20 protein-coding genes are annotated in these 20,260 nt (G+C 63.0%); 13 read left to right on the top strand and 7 right to left on the bottom strand.

All coding sequences use genetic code 11. The annotated features are described in order from the left end of the window. Window positions 1–19: 19 nt before the first annotated feature. Window positions 20–1,162 (bottom strand): alanine racemase, encoded by a 1,143-nt coding sequence (alr, locus tag OIT41_RS00820; protein WP_241707195.1) that lies wholly within the window; start codon window positions 1,160–1,162, stop codon window positions 20–22. Between the two features lie 72 nt (window positions 1,163–1,234). Continuing rightward, window positions 1,235–2,674, bottom strand: a complete 1,440-nt coding sequence (locus OIT41_RS00815) for an amino acid permease (protein WP_241707363.1) — start codon at window positions 2,672–2,674, stop codon at window positions 1,235–1,237. Between the two features lie 328 nt (window positions 2,675–3,002). Between OIT41_RS00815 and OIT41_RS00810 the strand changes: the two genes are divergently transcribed. From OIT41_RS00810 to OIT41_RS00800, 3 genes are read left to right on the top strand one after another with little or no spacing between them, the layout of a single operon-like run. Continuing rightward, entirely contained in the window at window positions 3,003–4,055 is a 1,053-nt protein-coding gene (locus OIT41_RS00810) for a homoserine dehydrogenase (RefSeq protein WP_264637181.1), read from the top strand. Then, window positions 4,048–5,469 carry an aldehyde dehydrogenase family protein gene (locus OIT41_RS00805; RefSeq protein ID WP_241707193.1) on the top strand — a complete coding sequence of 474 codons (1,422 nt, stop codon included), beginning with the start codon at window positions 4,048–4,050 and terminating at the stop codon, window positions 5,467–5,469. Before OIT41_RS00810 ends, OIT41_RS00805 begins: the two co-directional genes overlap by 8 nt. After that, window positions 5,466–6,875 carry an aspartate ammonia-lyase gene (locus tag OIT41_RS00800; protein ID WP_241707192.1) on the top strand — a complete coding sequence of 470 codons (1,410 nt, stop codon included), beginning with the start codon at window positions 5,466–5,468 and terminating at the stop codon, window positions 6,873–6,875. The genes OIT41_RS00805 and OIT41_RS00800 overlap by 4 nt, the downstream gene beginning before the upstream one ends. An 11-nt stretch (window positions 6,876–6,886) precedes the next feature. Here the strand turns inward: OIT41_RS00800 and OIT41_RS00795 are convergent, their stop codons facing one another. Next, on the bottom strand, window positions 6,887–7,345 hold the full coding sequence (locus OIT41_RS00795) for an Lrp/AsnC family transcriptional regulator (protein ID WP_241707362.1): 459 nt from the start codon (window positions 7,343–7,345) through the stop codon (window positions 6,887–6,889). Window positions 7,346–7,419: 74 nt separating this feature from the next. Here OIT41_RS00795 and OIT41_RS00790 point away from each other — a divergent pair, with 74 nt between their 5' ends. After that, window positions 7,420–8,139 (top strand): HAD hydrolase-like protein, encoded by a 720-nt coding sequence (locus OIT41_RS00790; protein WP_241707191.1) that lies wholly within the window; start codon window positions 7,420–7,422, stop codon window positions 8,137–8,139. A gap of 62 nt (window positions 8,140–8,201) precedes the next feature. Beyond that, window positions 8,202–8,411 carry a dodecin gene (locus OIT41_RS00785; RefSeq protein ID WP_241707190.1) on the top strand — a complete coding sequence of 70 codons (210 nt, stop codon included), beginning with the start codon at window positions 8,202–8,204 and terminating at the stop codon, window positions 8,409–8,411. 92 nt (window positions 8,412–8,503) lie between these two features. On the opposite strand, the gene OIT41_RS00780 is transcribed toward OIT41_RS00785, so the two are convergent. The 3 genes from OIT41_RS00780 to OIT41_RS00770 all read right to left on the bottom strand — a co-directional run bounded on the left by OIT41_RS00780 (window position 8,504) and on the right by OIT41_RS00770 (window position 10,024). Continuing rightward, window positions 8,504–8,776: a hypothetical protein gene (locus tag OIT41_RS00780; protein ID WP_078106927.1), complete on the bottom strand. Its 273-nt coding sequence runs from the start codon at window positions 8,774–8,776 to the stop codon at window positions 8,504–8,506. Beyond that, the gene (locus tag OIT41_RS00775) at window positions 8,773–8,976 is read right to left on the bottom strand and encodes a hypothetical protein (protein ID WP_241707188.1); all 204 of its coding nucleotides are present in this window, start codon (window positions 8,974–8,976) and stop codon (window positions 8,773–8,775) included. The genes OIT41_RS00780 and OIT41_RS00775 overlap by 4 nt, the downstream gene beginning before the upstream one ends. 145 nt (window positions 8,977–9,121) lie before the next feature. After that, on the bottom strand, window positions 9,122–10,024 hold the full coding sequence (locus tag OIT41_RS00770) for a helix-turn-helix transcriptional regulator (RefSeq protein ID WP_241707187.1): 903 nt from the start codon (window positions 10,022–10,024) through the stop codon (window positions 9,122–9,124). Window positions 10,025–10,188: 164 nt separating this feature from the next. Between OIT41_RS00770 and OIT41_RS00765 the strand changes: the two genes are divergently transcribed. The 5 genes from OIT41_RS00765 to OIT41_RS00745 are packed head-to-tail and all read left to right on the top strand — an operon-like array spanning window position 10,189 to window position 14,964. Continuing rightward, entirely contained in the window at window positions 10,189–11,034 is an 846-nt protein-coding gene (locus OIT41_RS00765; protein ID WP_241707186.1) for an aldo/keto reductase, read from the top strand. A 29-nt stretch (window positions 11,035–11,063) separates the two neighbouring features. After that, window positions 11,064–12,035, top strand: coding sequence for an aldo/keto reductase (locus tag OIT41_RS00760; protein ID WP_241707185.1), 972 nt, complete (start codon window positions 11,064–11,066; stop codon window positions 12,033–12,035). Next, a complete protein-coding gene (locus OIT41_RS00755) occupies window positions 12,029–13,036 on the top strand; it encodes an NAD-dependent epimerase/dehydratase family protein (RefSeq protein ID WP_241707184.1) in 1,008 nt (335 codons plus the stop codon). Before OIT41_RS00760 ends, OIT41_RS00755 begins: the two co-directional genes overlap by 7 nt. Before the next feature lie 19 nt (window positions 13,037–13,055). Next, complete coding sequence (locus OIT41_RS00750) at window positions 13,056–13,886, top strand: aldo/keto reductase (RefSeq protein WP_241707183.1); 831 nt, start codon at window positions 13,056–13,058, stop codon at window positions 13,884–13,886. A 7-nt stretch (window positions 13,887–13,893) separates the two neighbouring features. Then, window positions 13,894–14,964 carry a lactonase family protein gene (locus OIT41_RS00745; protein ID WP_241707182.1) on the top strand — a complete coding sequence of 357 codons (1,071 nt, stop codon included), beginning with the start codon at window positions 13,894–13,896 and terminating at the stop codon, window positions 14,962–14,964. 76 nt (window positions 14,965–15,040) lie between these two features. On the opposite strand, the gene malQ is transcribed toward OIT41_RS00745, so the two are convergent. Beyond that, window positions 15,041–17,233: a 4-alpha-glucanotransferase gene (malQ, locus tag OIT41_RS00740; protein WP_413542296.1), complete on the bottom strand. Its 2,193-nt coding sequence runs from the start codon at window positions 17,231–17,233 to the stop codon at window positions 15,041–15,043. A gap of 307 nt (window positions 17,234–17,540) precedes the next feature. On the opposite strand from malQ, the gene OIT41_RS00735 reads away from it, so the two are divergent. From OIT41_RS00735 to OIT41_RS00725, 3 genes are all read left to right on the top strand, one after another. After that, window positions 17,541–17,945 (top strand): hypothetical protein, encoded by a 405-nt coding sequence (locus tag OIT41_RS00735; RefSeq protein ID WP_264637180.1) that lies wholly within the window; start codon window positions 17,541–17,543, stop codon window positions 17,943–17,945. A gap of 20 nt (window positions 17,946–17,965) precedes the next feature. Further along, window positions 17,966–18,976 (top strand): DDE-type integrase/transposase/recombinase, encoded by a 1,011-nt coding sequence (locus OIT41_RS00730; protein WP_241711093.1) that lies wholly within the window; start codon window positions 17,966–17,968, stop codon window positions 18,974–18,976. 101 nt (window positions 18,977–19,077) lie between these two features. Further along, window positions 19,078–20,100: a PHP domain-containing protein gene (locus OIT41_RS00725; RefSeq protein ID WP_264637179.1), complete on the top strand. Its 1,023-nt coding sequence runs from the start codon at window positions 19,078–19,080 to the stop codon at window positions 20,098–20,100. Window positions 20,101–20,260: the final 160 nt, after the last annotated feature.

The following is a 20,260-nucleotide window of genomic DNA, read 5'->3' as shown; positions in this document are numbered from 1 at the left end:
CCGACAACCACGCCTATTCTCACACGCCCTTGTGGTTGGCCAAGATCCGGTTCCCACGGGCCCACACCGTGTAAAGGTCCGCGAGGATCGCCGAGTTCGCCGTTTCCATCTCCGTAATGGTGATTTCTTCGCTCCCCTGCTTTCCAAACAGCACCACTTCGTCTCCGGGAGAGACGTCCGCAATGTCGGTCACGTCCACAACCATGGAGTTCATTGAGACAAGGTCGACGACGGCGGCCCTGCGGCCCCGGACGAGGACGCCGCCTTCGCGGGCCAGGACGCGCCGGTAACCGTCGCCATAGCCTGCGGTCACCGATGCCAGCCTGGAATACCGTTGCAGGGTGTGAGTGAGCCCGTAGCCCACTTTGCTGCCGGCGGCATAGCTGTTGACGGAGGCCACCCTGGCCTTGAAGGCAAGGCACCGTTGAAACTGGCCTGCTGCCGGATCGGAATCACCGTAGAGCACAGCCCCCGCCCGGACCATGTCCAGCCAGGAGCCGGGTACGTGCAGCACCGCATAGGAGTTGGCGCAGTGAATCAGGACATCTTCCCGGGGCGTACCGGTGATCCGGAGCAGTGTCATCGCTTGGCTTTGAAAGCGACGGAGGGCTTGCTCGATATGCCGGTTGTCATCTTTGGGGAAGTGGGTCATGATTCCGGCCAGCCGGAGCCTCGGGTGGCTGAGGATTCCGGCCGCGCACGCCCGGCCGGAATCGGAAGAGACATCGAGGCTGTGCCTGCTGATTCCCGAAGAATTGATGTCGAGGTGGATCTTTATCGTTTTCCCCGCCTCGGCGGCGATATTCTGCATCTCCCAGGCGCTCTGCGGGTCGCAGACAAGTTCTTCGATGTCATGGTCCAAGCCGGCGGCAACCTCTTGGGGTGCGGCCGCACGGACGCGAAGGATCCTGCCGTCGAAACCGCAGCGACGCGCGACTGTCGCCTCCTCGTTGCTTCCGATTCCGAGGAACGGAACGCCAAGGCGAACAAGGGAGGGAACTAGGAGATCAGCGCCGTGGCCATAGGCATCAGACTTCACCACGGCGCAGAGAAGCGCCCGCTGGTCAATCATCCCCAGGACATTGCGGACATTCGACTCGAAGGCGTGGGCATCAATCTCCAACCAGTTGCCCACTTGTTGAATCAGGTGTTGTGAATTCATGAATTTTCCGTTGGACGGCTTCGCGGCCGGGATACGAAGGTCCCCGGCCGCGAAGCTGAATGGAAGATGCTGCTATGCCAACCCGGCTGCGCGTGCCTTGCGTCCGTACTTGAAATGGAAGAAGGCGTAACAGGCTCCCACAAAGGGGACTCCAAAGTAGAGCGCAGCGATCTGGTTAGGGTCGAACGCAATGCCGATCAACGAAATGAAGCAGAGCGAAAACGCCAAAATCGGAATCAGGGGGAACAGCGGGGCTTTGTAGGGCAGGCTGGCGACGTTGCCGCCGTTCTTGACGAAAGCCCTTCGGTGGAAGAAATGTGATGCGGCGATGGACATCCACACGCCGACGACGGCGAACCCTGCTACCGACACGAGGGCCAAGTACACCGTCTCGGGCGCGGCCACGCTGCTGATGAGTGAGGCTAGTCCACCCACCATGCTCACGGAGAGCGCAACCATGGGGATCCCCCGCCGGGTCAGCTTTCGCAAAGCCTTGGGCGCATGTCCCTCGTCGGCGAGCGAGTACAACATGCGCGCACAGGAGAAGAGCCCGCTGTTGCCGGCGGAAAGAAGGGCGGTGATGATGACAAAGTTCATCGCGTCGGCGGCAAAGGGGATACCGATTGAGGAAAAGACCGTCACGAACGGGCTCTGGTCCAGGCCGACTTGGTCGAACGGGATGGTGGCGGCGATGACCGCGATGGCTCCGACGAAGAAGATCAGCAGGCGGACAACAGTGCTGCGCATGGCTTTGGGAATGGTCTTGGCTGGGTCCGCCGTTTCGCCTGCGGCAACGCCGATGAGTTCTGAACCGGAGAAGGCGTAGAACACTGCAAGCGCCGTGACAAGAACACCGGTAAATCCGTTGGGGAAGAGGCCGCCTGTGGTGTTGAAGTTCTCAAGGAGGAAGGGATGATTGCCGGTCTCGCTCAGCGGGTGGAAACCAAACAGCGCAGCGCCGCCGAGCACGATGAGGACGATGATGGCGCCGACTTTGATGATGGCGAACCAGAACTCCGATTCTCCGAAGAATCGCGAAGAGACGGCGTTGAGACCGAAAAGCACGGCCGCAAAGATCACGCACCAAACCCACACGTCGATGCTTGGAAACCAACGCTGCATGAGGAGGCCTGCCGCCGTAAATTCAGACCCGATGGCCACTGCCCAGCAAAGCCAATAGAGCCAGGCCGTGGTGAAGCCCGTGGCTGGCCCGATCGAGCGCGATGCGTAGATGTGGAAAGCTCCCGAGACGGGGTATGCAATGGCAAGTTCGCCAAGGCACGCCATCACCAAATAGACCACGAAGGAGCCAATCAAGTAGGCGATGACCGCGCCGAGCGGCCCGGCTTGGGAGATCGTGTAACCGGAACTCAAGAAGAGCCCTGAGCCGATCACGCCACCCATGGCGATCATCACCAGATGCCGGGGTCCCATGGACCGGCGAAGCCCGGATTCGGACGACGGCGGGGCTGGGCGCTGCTGTTCTAGCGTGACGGGTGATGAGGATTCCATGGTGTCTCCCGGGTCAGTGGTCATTGGTCATTGGTCATTGGTCAGATCAAAATGCGAAGGTGCGCGTGACCTCAAGGGGGGATCGAAAGGTCATCCGGATGGCCGGAGCCGCGCAAGGCGATGGTGATGAAGATAACACAGCTGGGCGCATTTGGTCATTAAAAACATTTGACCATGCATATATTGCACGCATGTTACTGCATGTGTGCATGTCGAAACGGCATGTGGATGGTCACTTCGCCCTATTCTTCGGCCGGAATCACATGCCCCGACTGACATGGAAAGCAGTGAACATTGGAACACCGATGTAACTGACTGAAGGAGCACCATGACCAGCTATGACATTGCCCTGATCGGCTTTGGCGGCGTCAACAGGACCCTGGCCGAACTGATAGCAACACGCGGCGAGGCACTTCGATCCGAACTGGGCTTCGGCCTTCGGGTCGTTGCCATCACCGACCTCCGGCTCGGATCCCTGGTCCGGCCCGAAGGCATTGACCTCTCCATGGCCCTGGCCCTCGGCGGCGGGAGCGAGACCTTCGCCGAACACGGAGGATCTGCGGACACCAACAATGAGTCGGTCATCCGCACCTGCACCGCCGACATCATCTGCGAAGCCACCTTCACGAACCCCGACGACGGCGAGCCGGCAGTCTCGCACGTGCGCTGGGCACTCGAATCCGGTAAGAGCGTCTGCACCACGAACAAGGGCCCCGTTGCCCTTCGCGGTGCCGAGCTCACTTCCTTGGCCGAACAGAACGGCGCTCACTTCGAGTTCGAAGGAGCCGTCATGAGCGGCACACCCGTCATCCGCTTGGCCAAGAAGATGTTCGCGGGCCTCAAGCTAAACGGTTTCGAAGGCATCCTCAACGGCACGAGCAACTATGTCCTCGGGCGGATGGAAGCCGGCCTTGATTTCGAAACGGCCGTCAGCGAGGCGCAGGAACTTGGCTACGCGGAGGCAAACCCTGCCGCGGACATCGAGGGCTACGATGTCCAGCTCAAGGTCCTCATCCTCGCTAACGAATTGCTCGACGCGGGCATCGAACTCAAGGACGTCCAGCGGCAAGGGATCTCGACCGTCACGGCCGAAGATGTCCGGAAGGCGTCCCAGGACGGACGCCGCTGGAAGCTCGTCGGTTCGGCCCGGCGGAATCCTGACGGGACCATCACCGCAGGCGTAGCCCCCATCGCACTCCCCCTCGACCATGGACTCGCCGGGGTTTCAGGCGCGACGAACGCGGTGTCTTTCGACACTGACCTCCTCGGTCCGGTCACCGTCTCCGGACCCGGAGCCGGTCGCGTCGAGACCGCCTATGCCTTGCTATCGGACATCATCGCGATGCACGCAGCCAAGGCAGGGGCACCCGCACATGTCTAGCACCACGCTTTGCGCCCAGGAAACCAAAATGCCGCAGTTCCGTGAAGTAACGAGTCCCTACGACGGCAAGGTGGTCGGTGCAGTTCCGCTGAGCGATGCCACCGCCGGCGAAGCAGTGCTCAACGTGGCCCGGACCGGCGCACGGAAGGCACAAGCCCTCTCCCGCAACGCACGCGGAAAAATCCTCGATGCCGCGGCTACGGACATCGAGCACAGAAACGATGAGTTCGCACAGACCATAGTTGCCGAGTCCGGAAAAACCATTCGCCAGGCACGAAAGGAAGTGCTGCGAGCTGTCAACACACTAAGGCTTTCCGCCGTCGAAGCACGCAGGAACGCCGGCGAAGTCATCCCCTTTGACTCCTATGAGGGTTCGGAGGACCGGACGGGGTGGTACTCGCGGGAACCGCTTGGCATCATCGCAGCGATCACGCCCTTCAATGACCCCCTCAACCTGGTGGCGCACAAGATCGGTCCGGCCATCGCTGGGGGAAACGCCGTCGTCCTCAAGCCCTCGGCCCTGACTCCCCTGTCGGCGCAGCTGCTCGCGGACGCCCTGGTGGACGCCGGGCTCCCCCAAGAGGTCCTGACCGTGATTCACGGTGACCGGGAGGTGGCCGAAACCATCATCCGGTCCAGGGATGTGAGAATGGTGTCCTTCACTGGCGGGTTCTCCACTGGAGAAAGCATTGCCCGCGCCGCCGGCCTGAAGAAGCTATCCATGGACCTCGGCGGAAACGCGCCAGTCATCATCCTGAGCGACGCCGACATCGACGACGCCGTGGAATCCTGTGTCTCCGGAGCGTTCTGGGCCGCTGGCCAGAACTGCGTAGGGGTACAGCGGATCCTCATAGCCACATCGTTGTATGCTGACTTCCGCCAGCGCTTCCTGGACGCGACGGCCCGCCTGGTTGCCGGAGATCCGTCGGATGAGCGGACGGACGTCGGCCCGATGATCAGTCGGGCCGCGCTGGACCAACTCCAAGCCAAGCTGGATGAGGCGATCCAGGAGGGCGCAACTCTTCTCGCTGGCAACGTGGCGGAGGGCAATGTGCTTCGGCCGACTGTCCTGGAGGCCGTCCCGGCGGACAGCAGGCTCTGGAAAGAAGAAGTGTTCGGGCCTGTAGTCATGCTGCACGCCTTCAACACCTTCGAAGACGCCATCGACGTCGCAAACGCCATCGACTTCAGCCTGCATGCCGGCATTTTCACGGATTCCCTGGGCAACGCGATGGAAGCGGCCAGGCGGCTCGATGCAGGCGGGGTGATGATCAATGATTCTTCGGACTACCGCTTTGACGGCATGCCGTTTGGAGGGTCCAAGTACGGAAGCATGGGCAGGGAAGGGGTCCATTTCGCCTATGAAGAGATGACCCAGCCGAAAGTTGTCTGCATCAGAAACGCGAAGCCATGAAAACCCGCAACGAAGCTGATTCGCTGGGAAAAATTCTTGTACCAGAGAGCGCATACTGGGGGGCGCATACCGCCCGCGCGCTGGGAAACTTCACCATTAGCGGCATCCCCATCTCCTCCCACCCTCACTTGGTTCGCGCTCTGGCAATGATCAAGAACGCCGCAGCGCAGGCCAACTGCGAACTCGGCGTGCTCTCGCCCCGGCAAGCAGCAGCAATCCGTGAATCCTGCCAGGAAATCCAGGACGGGCTGCACCACGAACAGTTCTGCGTCGACGTCATTCAAGGCGGCGCGGGAACGAGCACCAACATGAACGCCAACGAAGTGATCGCGAACCTTGCCCTGGAAAGACTGGGCCACCGCCGCGGCGAATACCAGCACTTGCACCCCATTGACCATGTCAATCGATGCCAATCGACCAATGACACCTATCCAACAGCAATTAAACTGGCCCTCATTTTCGCGGCTGCGGAGCTCAATCAGGAACTCGGCCACCTCGCTGAAACCGCCAGAAGCAAGGGTGCCGAGTTCGGCGCGGTCGTGAAGATGGGCAGGACCCAGCTTCAGGACGCTGTCCCGATGACCCTTGGCCAGGAGTTCAACGCCTTCGCCGCCACCTTGGAGGAAGATCGCTCAAGGCTCCTTGAGTCCACCGAGCTGATGCGTGAGTGCAGTCTGGGCGCCACCGCCATCGGCACCGGCATCACGGCCGAACCCGGCTATCAGCGATTGGCGCTGCGGGCACTCTCTGAGATCTCCGGCGTCGCACTCGTTCCTGCCGCCGATCTGGTCGAGGCGACGTCCGACGTCGGGGTTTTCATGCACATGTCGGGCATGCTGAAAAGGACGGCAATCAAATTGTCCAAAATCAGCAGCGACCTTCGCTTGCTGTCCAGCGGCCCGCAAAACGGCTTTGGTGAAATCACTTTGCCTCCCCGCCAAGCCGGGTCGTCCATCATGCCGGGGAAGGTCAATCCTGTTATTCCGGAGACGGTGAATCAGATCGCGTTCGCCGTTGCGGGAGCCGACACAACGGTCACCATGGCGGCAGACAACGGCCAGCTCCAGCTCAATGCCTTCGAGCCGGTTATCGCGCATGTCCTCCTTCAAGGCGTTTCGTGGCTCAAACAAGGAGCACACATTCTCCGGACGCACTGCCTGGACGGCATCGAAGCGAACGTGGAGCGTATCGCGGGCCAGACAGCAGCGTCCGCCGGCCTTGCAACAGCACTGGTACCGGCCATCGGCTACGTAGCGGCAGCTGAAGTAGCCAAGGAAGCCCTCCGGGACCGATCAACCATTCTCGACGTGGTCACGGAAAGAAAACTCCTGGACCGGGCCGTTGCTCGATCGATCCTTGAATCCGCTGCGTTTCCAGCCAAGGGCACCCACATGAAAGCGGTTTGACCACTAAGTGGTCACGCGGTCGGATCCACATCACGTCGGATGAGACTGGAAAGCGTCATGGCCGTCACCGTATCCGTGACACCTGGAAGGGCGGCAATTTGCTCCCAAATCTCCTGGACTCTCTCCAAGGACCGGGCTTCAAGCCTTACCAGAAGATCAAAGTCACCACTGACGACGTCGCACAAGACCACTTCCGGAATCGAGCGCAAAACGGTGACGACGTCTGAACCACGCACTCGGTCTTTCCTGTAAACCATGAGGAAAGCCGAGACAGGACTTTGCCCCGATGTGCCCGCAACCACGGTATATCCCTGGATATATCCTTGCCGTTCCATCCGGTCGACCCGCTGCCGCACGGCATTCCTTGAAAGCAGGACTTTGGTCGCCAGTTCGGCATGACTAATGCGTGCATTCTTGGTGAGCTCCGCGAGGATCCTCTGGTCTATCTGATCAAGACTCACTCGGCCGATGTCCACCCTTCAAAAAGTAAATTCTCGTGCACAACCCAAGCAGAACCAGATCCACGACCGAAAGCTCCAAAAAGATGATACTTCCGCATCACACACGCCCGCCGTTCGGCGGCATCACCTGCGTCCTGTTCGACATGGACGGAACGCTCATCGACTCAGCCTTAGGTGTTACTTCGAGTGCCGCCCAGGCCTTGGAATCCGTAGGAGCGACTCTCCCGTCACCGGATGAACTGCTCAGGTTCGTCGGCCCACCGATGGTGGACTCATTCAGAACAGTCTCCGGGCTGGATGAAGCGACTGCCCAGAGAGCCCTCCAACATTACCGCAAGGCATACGCGGATCACGGCGCGGAGCAATCCAGTCTGTACGAAGGGGTCATCGAGTTGCTGGAGCAACTGCAGTTGGCCGGAATCCCCATGGCTGTTGCTACCTCCAAAGTGGAAGATCAAGCACTGCGACTCGCGCGACGCTTTGGAATCGAGAGCAACTTCATCAACATTTGCGGGGCATCGGACGTCGAAAGAAGATCGACCAAGCCAGAAGTCATCGGTGAAGCGCTGCTCCGCCTCGCCTCCGAGGGCGTTGACATCTCCACTCCGGTAATGGTCGGCGATAGAAGCTACGATGTCGCGGGCGCAGCCGAACACGGAATTTCCACGTTATTCGCGCTCTGGGGATACGGGGGAAAAGAGGAAGCGTTGCACGCTGCCGCCGTTGTCACCTCACCCGCAGCCTTGCTACCGATGATCCTGGCAGCAGCGCCACCCCTAGTCCCCCGGCCCCGCGTCCGCTAGTCTGCTTTCACGGCCTGCCAGGCCCGCAGTTCAGGCATCAAGGACGATCATGAGGAGCAAGAATGGCTGACCACACATATAGCGTTTCCGAAATTGTCGGAACTTCGTCCGAGGGCGTCGACGCCGCCATCAGGAACGGAATCGCGGCTGCGAGCCAGACCCTCCGGAACCTCGACTGGTTCGAGGTCAAGGAAATCCGGGGCCACCTCAACGAGGGCGCCGTCGCCGACTGGCAGGTAACCATCAAGCTCGGCTTCCGCCTCGAACGCTAGAAACCTCGAGCGTTAGCCCGCTAACCCCAAAACGACAATGGCCGTCAGCCTTTCTGTGGAAAGGCTGACGGCCATCGGTTGCGAGGCTGGACTCACCCGCGGGTCCAGACTTGGACGGGGTCACCGCCACAGAGGAGTCGCCGGCCACGGCCGGCAAAATCGATCCATAGGAATTCGTGGTCGGAAGAAACTTCGTCCACAAGGCCGGCGTCGAAACCCCATTTGTCCTCGTGGATCCAGACGGTTTCGCCGCGGCTGAGCTCCGACCATTTCGACGGCGGCAGGCGCAGTGCCGCTCCAACGGGCCGTTGCGCCGACGTCGTGAAGTGGCTTGGGCCCCAAGCGCCCAAGGTTTCGGGGCTCATCGGGACTCGACGACCAGGTACTGGCGGTGCCACACCGTTGCCGCACCGTTGTGGGCCGGGAAGACGTGGCCTTCGAAGAACGTGTGCACCACGTGGGGTTCACCTTCGGGGCTCCACTGGCCGGATGCCGGGCAATGCGAGCCCGTGGATCCCGCGGACCCGGTGGTTGCCCGCTCCCTCAGCAGCGCGATGCGTTTCATCCTTGAATTCCATCCTTGGTATGCGAAAAGGTCTGGATTCAGCGTAAACGCGATTCAAAAGCCGACCAATGGGCACATAGACAAAATCACACCGATTCACTATGCAGCAGCACAGTGACGTGGAGCACTTTTGGCTGAAATCCGTTCAGCTCTCGTCCATAGCGTGGCGTTCGGACAGCTCCGCGCTCGTCGTCGTTCCCGCACCAAACGCCGTTCCAGCACCGTAACTGCCCAGCAACTTCAGGGCATCGTCCGACGGCGAACCCGCCTTCGCGGAGTAGACCCGCAGGACCTGGTCCGGGTCCTCCGGCAGGGCCAGGTTCTCGAAATTCAGTTCCAGGTCCCCCACCGTGGGGTGGTGCAGGCGGACCGTGCCGGCCGAGCGTGCCGCGACTCGATGCCCTGCCCACCATTGACGGAAATGTTCGCTGTTCACTGCCAGTTCGCCTACGAGCTGGTTGGCTTGGGGGTCGTCGGGGTGCCGCCCGGTATCCGCCCGCAGGGAACCGGCGGCTTCTGCGGCGACCGTCTTCCAGTCCCGGAACAGTTCGCGTGCGTGGGGGTCCAGGATCAACCAACGCGTGAGGTTCCGCTCAGCCGGCGGCATGGACGGAAAGTCGGCAAACAACAGGACTGCCATGCGATTGGCTCCGAGCACGTCGCTGCGCCGACCAAGCAAAAGCGCCGGAACGTCGCCCACGGCGTCCAGAAGTTGACGCAAGGCCGGCCGCACCCGTGGTGCGGGAGTCGGCGTCTTGACAGTCGACGCACAGTGCTCCAGCAGGTCCATCATGTGGGTGTGCTCGCTTGAATCCAGGCGAAGTGCCCTCGACACCGATTCAAGGACTGCCCGGGACGGATGGATGTGGCGTCCCTGTTCGAGCCGCGTGTAGTAGTCCGTGCTGACGTCGGCCAAGCGCGCAATCTCTTCCCTGCGCAGCCCGGGAACGCGGCGCGCGCCGGAAGCTTCCGGCAACCCTGCATCCTCCGGCGACATCCGGGCACGCATGGCTTTGAGGAACTTTCCAAACTCGGCGCTTTGACCCATGTCCCTATTCTTCCTTCCGGAGGGCCCTGTTTCTACGGCCAAGGTAGGACTGCGAGTCCTAGGAAAAACAGGGGGCGTCAAAACTACTGCTTGTTGTGCCGAAACTGCATAGGCTCGAAAAAGCCAGCCAGGCAATCCACCCACCAGCGACGAAAGGGCCGGACATGTCCAAAGCTCAGAATTCCACCGTTCCCGGGCTCGTCCTGAATAACTCGGTCACCATCCCCCAGCTCGGCTTCGGCGTCTTCCAGGTCCCGCCTGCCGAGACCCAGAAGGCCGTCGAGGACGCCCTTGAAGCCGGGTACCGGCACATCGACACCGCCGCGGCGTACCGGAACGAAGCCGGCGTCGGTGCGGCAATCAAGGCTTCCGGCATTGCCAGGGAGGAACTCTTCATCACCACCAAACTCCGCAATGGCGAACAAGGCCGTGCCGCGGCGGCATTCAACCACAGCCGCCGCGAACTCGGCCTCGACGTCATCGACCTCTACCTGATCCACTGGCCCGTGCCGTCCCAGGGCCTGTTCGTGGACGCGTGGAAGGCCCTGGAAAAGATCCATGCCGACGGCGGCGCCCGGGCCATCGGGGTGTCCAACTTCCTGCCCGAACACCTCGATACTCTCCTGGCATCGGCCGACGTCGTTCCCGCCGTCAACCAGATCGAACTGCACCCGACCTTCCAACAGCGGGAACTGGCCGCGAAGAGCCGCTCCTACGGAATCGCCGTCGAGGCCTACAGCCCGCTGGGGCAGGGAGCAGACCTTGGGTCGGCAACAGTCACCGAGCTTGCCGAAGCGCACGATGCCACCCCGGCCCAGATCGTGCTGGCCTGGCACCTCGGAACTGGCAACATCGTCATTCCCAAGTCCGTCCACCCGGAACGGATCCGCCAGAACCTCGCAGCGGCGGCGCTGCAGCTTTCCCCCGAGGAATTGGCGGCCATCAGCACGCTCGACGACGGTACCCGCCTCGGCGCCGACCCCGCCGTCGCGTCCTTCAGCCAGATGTAAACCCACCACAGCGTAAGGAAACCTAAACCATGCAGTACACCCACTTGGGCCGCTCAGGCCTCAGCGTCTCCCGCCTGTGCCTCGGAACCATGAACTTCGGCCCTCAGACCGAGGAATCGGCAGCGCACTCCATCATGGATTCCGCGCTGGACTCCGGCATCAACTTTTTCGACACCGCCAACGTCTACGGCGGCACGCAGCACCGGGGATGGACCGAGGAAATCCTGGGCCGCTGGTTCGCCAAGGGCGGCGAGCGCCGCGAGCGCGTCGTCCTGGCCACCAAGCTCTACGGAACCATGACGGACCGCCCCAATGAGTCCAAGCTCTCCGCCCTCAACATCCGGCGCGCCTTGGACGCAAGCCTCAAGCGTCTTCAGACGGACTACATCGACGTCTACCAGTTCCATCACGTGGACCGGAACACGCCGTGGGACGAGATCTGGCAGGCCATCGAGGTTGCTGTGCAGCAGGGCAAGATCCTGTACTCCGGAAGCAGCAACTTCGCTGGCTGGCATATCGCCCAGGCCCAGGAGGCTGCCGCACGGCGCAGCTACAACGGACTCGTGAGCGAGCAGTCGATCTACAACCTGCTCACGCGGAACGTCGAACTGGAAGTCATCCCGGCCGCCCAGCAGTACGGCCTCGGGTTGATCCCGTGGTCGCCTCTACACGGCGGCCTTCTGGGCGGCGTGCTGAAGAAGGACCGCGACGGCGTCCGTCGCCTTGAGGGCCGCGCGGCCGAAACGCTGAAGAAGCACGAAGACCAGATCCGCCAGTACGAGGACTTCGCCGACGATCTCGGCCAGCAACCCGGCGACGTCGGCTTGGCCTGGTTGCTGCACCAACCGGCCGTGACCGCACCGATCGTGGGTCCACGCACGCAAGAGCAACTGGATGCCGCCATCAGGGCTTTGGATGTCACCCTCGACGCCGATGCCCTCAAGCGGCTCGACGACATCTTCCCGGGCCACCGGACGGCGCCCGAGGACTACGCGTGGTGACGTCGGCACCGTTGCGCCTGCTGTTCATCGGCGGGACGGGGACCATCAGCGCGGCGGCGGCGGAGCGCGCCGTCGCGCTGGGCCACCGGCTCACCATTCTCAATCGCGGACTGAGCTCGGAACGGCCGGCTCCCGCGGGCACGGAACTGCTCCAGGCAGACATCCGCAACCCCGCCGAGGTGGCGGAGGTGCTGAGCGGCCGCGAGTTCGACGCCGTCGCGGACTTCATCTCCTTCACGCCGGAGCATGTGGCCACCGCCGTGGAGTTGTTCCGCGGCCGGACCGGCCAGTACGTGTTCATCAGTTCAGCGTCGGCCTACCAGAAGCCGCCCGCGCACTTGCCGATCCTCGAGTCGACCCCGCTCAGGAACCCGTTCTGGAAGTACTCGCAGGACAAGATCGCGTGCGAAGACCTGCTAGTCCGGGCCTACCGCGACGAGGGATTCCCCGTCACCATCGTTCGGCCCTCGCACACTTATGACCGCACGCGGATCGCCCTCCTGGGCGGCTGGACGGACATCCATCGGATGCGGGAAGGCCTGCCTGTGGTAGTCCACGGCGACGGTACCTCGCTGTGGACCCTCACCCATGCAGATGACTTTGCTGTCGCTTTCGTTGGTCTCCTTGGCCGGCCGCAGGCTGTGGGTGAAAGCTATACCATTACCTCGGACGAGGCACTCCCGTGGGACCAGGTCTACCGGCTCTTCGCCACCGCGGCAGCGGCGCCGGAACCCGAACTGGTGCACATCGCCTCGGACACCATTGCCGCGCACTCCCCGGAGCTAGGCCCCGGGCTTCTCGGGGACAGGTCGCATTCCGTGGTCTTCGACAACACCAAGATCAAGACCCTGGTGCCCTGGTATCGGGCAGAAATTCCCTTCGCCGCGGGCGCACGGGAGATCGTCCGGTGGCATGATGAACATCCAGGCATCAAGCACGTGGACCAGGACTTCATGAAACTCAGCGATCAACTGGTCCAATGGGCGCGGAGGCCGATCTAGCAACCGAAAGGACAGGACCATGGCACTTGCTCCGACCGTCAGGCTCAATGACGGTAATGCCATTCCGCAGATCGGCCTCGGAACCTGGCCGCTCGACGACGCCCAGGTCGCCGCGGCGGTGGTGTCCGCCGTCGGGCTTGGCTACCGGCACGTCGACACGGCGTACCGCTACGGTAACGAGGCCGGCGTCGGGCAGGGCGTGCGGGATTGCGGCCTCCCGCGCGAGGAACTGTTCATCACCACCAAACTGGACGGCACGCATCAAGGCCGCGATCGTGCCGTCGAGGGGCTCGAGGGATCCCTCAAGCGGCTCGGACTGGACTACGTGGACCTCTTGTTGATCCATTGGCCGCTCCCCCAACGGAATGAATTCGTGTCCACTTGGGAGACTTTCGAGCGGCTCCAGGCTGAGGGGAAGGTGCGATCGATCGGCGTGTCCAACTTCAAGCCCTCGCATCTCGAGCGGCTCCTCGAGGAAACATCGGTGGTGCCGGCCGTCAACCAGATCCAGATCTCGCCGTCCATTACCCGGATCAACGAGCGGGCATTCAATGGCAGCCATGGCATCGCCACGGAATCGTATAGTCCGTTGGGGGCCGGCCGCGATCTCCTGAACGCGCCGGTGTTGGCCGCGATCGGGAAGAAACACGGAAAGACTCCGGGTCAGGTGGTGCTGCGCTGGCACGTCCAGGAAGGGCTCGTTGCCATCCCGAAGTCCGCCAATCCGCTGCGCATGAAGGAAAACCTGGACGTTTTCGACTTCACTTTGGATCACGACGATCTGTCCGCGATCGCTACTTTGGACGCGGGTGCCGATGCCGGAGTCGACTCGGACGTACAGGGACACTGAGGACGGCATGGCAGAGGACATCGAGGGAACGCTCATCTGGACAGGTGCGTACACCGTGGACAGCGACGGGATCGGAACGGGCATTGGGGCGGTTTCGGCCCGGGGAGGTGGCCACCTGAGTTGGCTCGGCACTGCCGTCGAAGCACCGTCGCCGTCGTTCCTTGCCGTTCACCCCGCGCTGCCCGTGGTCTATGCGGTAGCCGAGGCCGCCCAGACGGTCCGGGCATACCGGCAGGCGGGGCCCTTCGTCCTTGAACCCTTGGGCGAGGCCTGGCCGGCTGGGTCTGCGGCCTGCCACGTCGCCGTCGACCCTTCCGCCCGTTTCATCGTGGTCAACTGTTGGGGCGACGGCAACGTGCTGCTGTACGGGCTCGACGACGACGGCGGCATCACCTCGCGCTTTGCCGCGCCGCCGGCGAAGGACCCGTACGCCGGCGTCGACGGAGGCATCGACATCGCCACAGGCGGCCCCAGGGTGAGCCGCGCCCACGCAAGCCTCATGCTCGAGGACGGCCGGATCATGACCACCGACCTCGGGTTCGACCTTGTGCGGGTGTGGAACTACTTCCCGGACAGCGGCCTGCTCCCGGACCACCAGGTGGCCCTCCCCATGGGCAGCGGTCCGCGGCACTTGGTCCAGCACCCCTCTGCCGACGCCGTGTTCGTCCTGACCGAATATTCCATCGAGGTCGCAGTGCTCTTGCCCGGCGGGGACGGCCGCTTTGCGCTCCACCATCGCGGTCCTGCGACGGCGGGTGGATCCGCGGACGGCGACGCAGCAGCGGAAATCGCGCTGTCCCCGGACAATCGCTTCGTCTACGCGGGCATCCGCGGCTCGAACCGGATCTCGGTACTCGCCGTCGAAGGCAGCGGAACCCGGCTCCGGCCCGTGGCGGACGTGCCCAGTGGTGGTGACTGGCCCCGACACCACCTGGTCCGCGACGGCTGGCTCCACGTGGCACACGAGCGATCCAACCAAGTCACAACCTTGGCCTTGGACCGTGCCACGGGCATCCCGGGCGAAGTCCTCGAGCAGCTGAGCGTAGGTTCACCCACCGCTTTGGTCATCGCGACCTGAGTTCACCCATCCATGCGTGAGATCTCGGCGTTTTCGCGACCCGAAAGAGGCGAGATCTCACGCCTCGATGCGGTGCCTAACCCCGCACAGCCTCGTCCACGGCAGCCAGCAGGGAGTTGAACCGCGGGTTGGCATCAAGGTCATCAATCAGTACCGCGCGGCCGTGGTCGTCGGCCAGCGGCACTTGCCAGTTGGGGTAGACCTCCGACGTCGTTCCCGGCTGGTTCTGCACGCGCCTTTCGCCCACGGCATCCACCAACGCAACGCCCAACAGGACTGAGGGCGCGAGGGCCAGCAAGCGGTGGAGCGCCTCAATGACTTGCTCTTCGCCCAGCGCTTTTCCGTCGGCCGGCAAGAGGCCCTTTTCCTGCAGCAACCCCATCATCTTGTCCAGGCCGGCCTCGTGCTCGGCCCGTTCCTCGGCCACGCTTCGTTCGAGCAAACCCAGTTTGCTCCGGAGTTCCACGTGATCGCCGGCGAGGTACCCGGCAGTCGGCGGGAGGTCGTGGGTGTTGACGCTTGCGAGGGCCCTCGTTCGGTACCGTTCGGGCGGGAGAGGCGAGTCGCCGTCGTACTCGAACCAGAGGATCGACGTGCCCAGGATGCCGCGGGCCGCAAGGTAGTCCCTCACCCACGGCTCGAAAACGCCCAAGTCTTCGCCGATGACCACCGCGCCCGCGCGGTGCGCTTCCAGAGCGAGGATGCCGATGAGGGCCTCGTGGTCATAGCGGACGTAGGCGCCGTCGCGGGCGGAGTTGCCAGCGGGCACCCACCACAAACGGAACAGCCCCAGGATGTGGTCCACACGGATTCCGCCGGCATGGCGGAGGACGGTGGAGAGCATCGCGCGCAGCGGCGCGTAGCCCGCCTCGGCCAAGCGGACCGGGTGCCATGGCGGCTGGTTCCAGTTCTGGCCCAACTGGTTGTACATGTCCGGCGGTGCGCCCACACTGACGCCCGGCGCGAAGCTGCTGCGCAGGGTCCAGGCGTCGGCGCTGCTCAGGTCCGCCCCGACAGCGAGATCGTGCACGACTCCCAGCCTCATGCCGGATCGCTTCGCCGCGGCCTGGGCCGACTCGAGCTGCTCATCGCAGATCCACTGCAGCCAGCGGTGGAAACCAATCCGATCGGCCAAGGCCTGCCGCATCGCCTCAACCTCGGGCGAGCCAAGGGTGGCCTCGGGTTCCTGCCAGAAGGGGTCGTCCGGCGAGCGGTCCTCGCGGATGGCGCACCAAAGGGCGAAATCGTCCAGGCCCGCACCGGACTCCCGGCAGAACTCCTCGAAGGCGCGCTGCCGGGCAGGAGAAAGCTTGACGGTGTGAAGGAGTTCCAGTGCAGCGAGCTTCGCGGCGAAGATCTGGTCCCGGTCCAGCCGTTCCGCGTCCTTGTTGAGCGCGTGGACGTCATCCAACAACCGGTCCACCGTGGCGCGCTTGCGGGGCTTTACATATGCCAATTCGGGAATTGCTTCAATGCGAATATAAATGGGGTTGAAGAACCGCCTGGTGGACGGAGAATACGGCGACGCTTGAACCGGAGGCACAGGGTCCGCGGCGTGCAGCGGATTCACCAGGATGTAGTCGGCCCCGCGCGCCCCGGCCAAGGACGCCAGATCAGCCAAGTCCGCGAAGTCCCCGATACCCCATGAGCGCTTCGAGCGCACCGAGTACAGCTGCGTGGCGAGTCCCCAGCCCCGCCGCTCTTCCAGCTGTGCTGCCGTCTGCAACGTGGCCGGAACCACGGCCAGCGCCGCGGTGGCCGTCACGCCGTCGGACTCGGCCGTGAGCGAGTGCCAGCCGAGCGGCAACCCGGCGGGCACCTCAAACGTGGCACGGCCTGTGGGCACTCCATCCACGTCGCGCGAGGGCGCCCAATCCTCCTGCTGGGTGGCTTCGCGTTCCGTTCCGTCCTCGAGCGAGATCGACAGCCGGGCCGGCGAACCGTCGCGGACGTGGACGTGCACAGCCGCGGTCGTTCCCTCTTGGACGACGACGGCGGGCGGCAGCATCCGCCGCCACGGCGCCACTTCTGCGTCCACGAGGGCCGCCTCGATCTGCTCGTTGGAATGGGCCGTAACCCCGAGGGCGCCCAGCACTTGAATCAACGTGGTGGGCGAAACGTCGTGTTGCAGCCCATCCCAGCCATGGAACGACGTCCCGACGCCGTGAGCATCCGCGAGCCGGTGAAGCAGGTCCTCGTCAGTGGCGGGGTTCATAGCGATGGGCTTCGCCGTGGTGTCGGTGTCCTGCTGGATGGGGGTGTTGGTCATGTCCGCCTCGTCTGCGATGTGATTCGTCCGAACGTTCATACCGCCCCGCGTGCAACTCGAGCGAGGCAACTGGTTCCGATTATTGCAGGGCAGTGCGGGCCGTCCCAGTAATTCCGGCAGCATGACGCCCCACCCCGGGACGCCCGCTCACATATACGCCCCCAAACCCAGACCCCCGCTCACCTCATGTGAGCGAGCGTCGGTCGTGGAACCGACATAGGTGAGCGAGCGTCTGAAATCTCAAACGCTCCCTCATCGTCAAGCTGGTTGTGAGTCATTCATTACCTGTTGATTGAAGGAGCCGGCGATGGCCGTTGATAGCAAGGGTTTTACGCGTGAAGAGATCCGTGAGTTCATGCATGAGTACTATTTGCAGCCGCACGGGACGAGGAAGGTGTGGCTGGCCTCGACGTCGGTTTCGGAATGGACGTTCCGCAGGTGGCGCAAGATGATGGTCCAGGGCGATATCGACCGTGGCCTGATTCCGCGGGAGCATGGAGGCATGGTCCCAACGAATCGTGAGCTCTCCGCGTTTGAAAAAGCACGCGCGAAGGAAATGGCTGCCCACCGTGCCGAAGTCGAAAAACTCCAGAAGCGGGTGCAGGAGCTGGAGGATACGAATTCCGCGCTGGGAAAAGCTATCGGGCTCTTGCACGAGTTGAGCGTGCCCGAGCCCGATACAACCCCGACGAGCGCTCAGAAGGATTCATAGCGGCCGAGAACAGTCTGGTCTTGGCGCTGCATGTGATCACCGGCTCCCAGCGGACAGCGCTCGTGCTTGCGGGCGTGTCGCGCGGGACCTGGCATTACCGGTTCAATCCCCGTCCTGCGGTGCAGGACCCGATCCACCAGAGCGACCGGGCCTACGAATCCCGGATCAGCACCGCACATCAGGACCGGATCCTGGGGCTCATCCTGGCCGGCTGGGAGAAGGGCAACTCCGTTGACCATTCCTTCGCCACGGCCTGGGACAACGGCGTGCTGCTCGCCTCCAACCGCACCTGGTGGCGGATCGCGGCAGAGTACGAGGACCAGCAGGCCCGCCCAACCATCCCGCGCAAGCGTGGGGGCACGCGTGGTTCTCTTGAGAAGCCGGTGCTCAAGGCCTCCGGACCCTGCCAGGTCTGGTCCTGGGACATCACCGACGTCTATTCCAAGTGGCAGGGGAAGGTTTTCAAGGTGTACTCCATCATGGACATCTTCTCCCGGCAGATCGTCGGCTGGCGGGTGGAGGAACGCGAGTCCGACCACCTCGCCGCGGACATGTTCAAGACGGCCATCGCCCGGCACGGCGCCCCGGACACCGTGCATGCCGATTCAGGCCCGGCCATGAGATCAAACCTGCTCCGTGAGACCCTCACCGCCCACGGCGTGGAACTCAGCCATAACCGCCCGTACGTCTCCAACGACAATCCCTTCTCGGAGTCAGGGTTTCGAACGATGAAATACCGGCCCGGCTACCCCCGGACCTTTGACGATCTCAAGGCTGCCAGGGAGTACCTCACCGGCTACGTGCATTGGTACAGCACCGATCACAAACACTCCGGCATCGCGCTGTTCACACCATCACAAGTCCACGACGGCTCGTGGAAAGAACTCTGGAACAAGCGAGACAAAGTCCACCAGGACTACTACGAACTACACCCGGGAAGATTCCGCCAACGACCCAGCACACCGGCCCCCGCCACACACGCCGGGATCAACCTCCCCCAGACCAAAACACCCCAAAAACCAGCCCAGTGACTCCACACAGCTTGACAACTTTCGGCTCGCTCACCTATCGGCACCCGAATCCAAACCCTCGCTCACCTACGTCTGGGCGCGGTGTGGTACATGATTGAGCCATGGACGCCATCGACGCGCTCAACGAAACCGCCTTCTGGCTGGAACGGGAACTGGCGGACAGCTTCAAGGTCCAGGCCTTCCGCCGGGCCGCGGGCGTCATCGCCGGCCTGAGCCAAGAGGAACTGGCTGCCCGGGTCAAAGATGGCCGCCTCAAGCGGACCAAGGGAATCGGCAGCCGGACCTTCGAGGTGATCAGCCAAGCCCTGAGCGGCGCTGTTCCTGACTACCTCGAGAATCTCCGCCGTCGTGGCGCCGAGCCCTTGGTCAACGGTGGGCACGAGCTAAACGCCGAGCTCCGGGGTGATCTGCACAGCCATAGCAACTGGTCCGACGGCGGCTCGCCGATAGAGGTCATGGTGACCGCTGCGAATATTCTCGGACGGGAATATCTCGCTTTGACCGATCATTCCCCCAATCTCACCATCGCCAACGGACTCAGCCCCGAGCGTTTGATGGAGCAGCTCACGGTCGTGGATGGGATCAACAACGGGCAATCGTCCAGCTTTCGGCTATTAACCGGAATCGAAGTGGACATTCTTGAAGACGGCGAGTTGGATCAGTCCGCGGAACTGCTGAGCCAACTCGACGTTGTGGTGGCCAGTGTCCACTCGAAGCTCCGATCAGACAAACGGTCGATGACTCGACGCATGCTCGCCGCTATCGAAAGCCCCCATACGAACGTCCTTGGTCACTGCACCGGCCGCTTGGTCAAAGGATCACGAGGAACACGGCCCCCATCGGAGTTCGACGCAGAAGAAATATTCGCGTCGTGCGCGGAACACTCAGTCGCGGTCGAGATCAACTCGCGGCCTGAACGCCAGGACCCGCCGGACGAATTGATTCGTATTGCCCTCGATGCCGGCTGCCTTTTCAGCATTGACAGTGACGCGCATGCCCCGGGCCAGCTCGATTTCCTGCAATATGGTGCCGAGCGCGCGGGAGCCAACGGCGTACCCGCCGATCGGATCATCACAACATGGCCGGTCGATCGGCTTCTCGAGTGGCTCCAGCCCAAGCCGTAGCCCGCCGTCGCCGCCAACTATTTAATGCCCGACGGCGACTTCCGCACCCAGTGCCGACCCCCGCCGTCGACCCCCGGCGATACAACTGCAGGAGGGTTGACAAAAATTGCCCCAAAAGAGAGCGAGCGTCGTCGATTTTCCCGGCATAAGTGAGCGGGCG

Source organism: Arthrobacter sp. YA7-1 (assembly GCF_025960325.1).
In the GTDB taxonomy this organism is placed as follows: Bacteria; Actinomycetota; Actinomycetes; order Actinomycetales; family Micrococcaceae; genus Arthrobacter; species Arthrobacter bambusae_A.
Note: the sequence above shows the minus strand (reverse complement) of the source record. Positions and strands in the feature narration are given on the sequence as shown.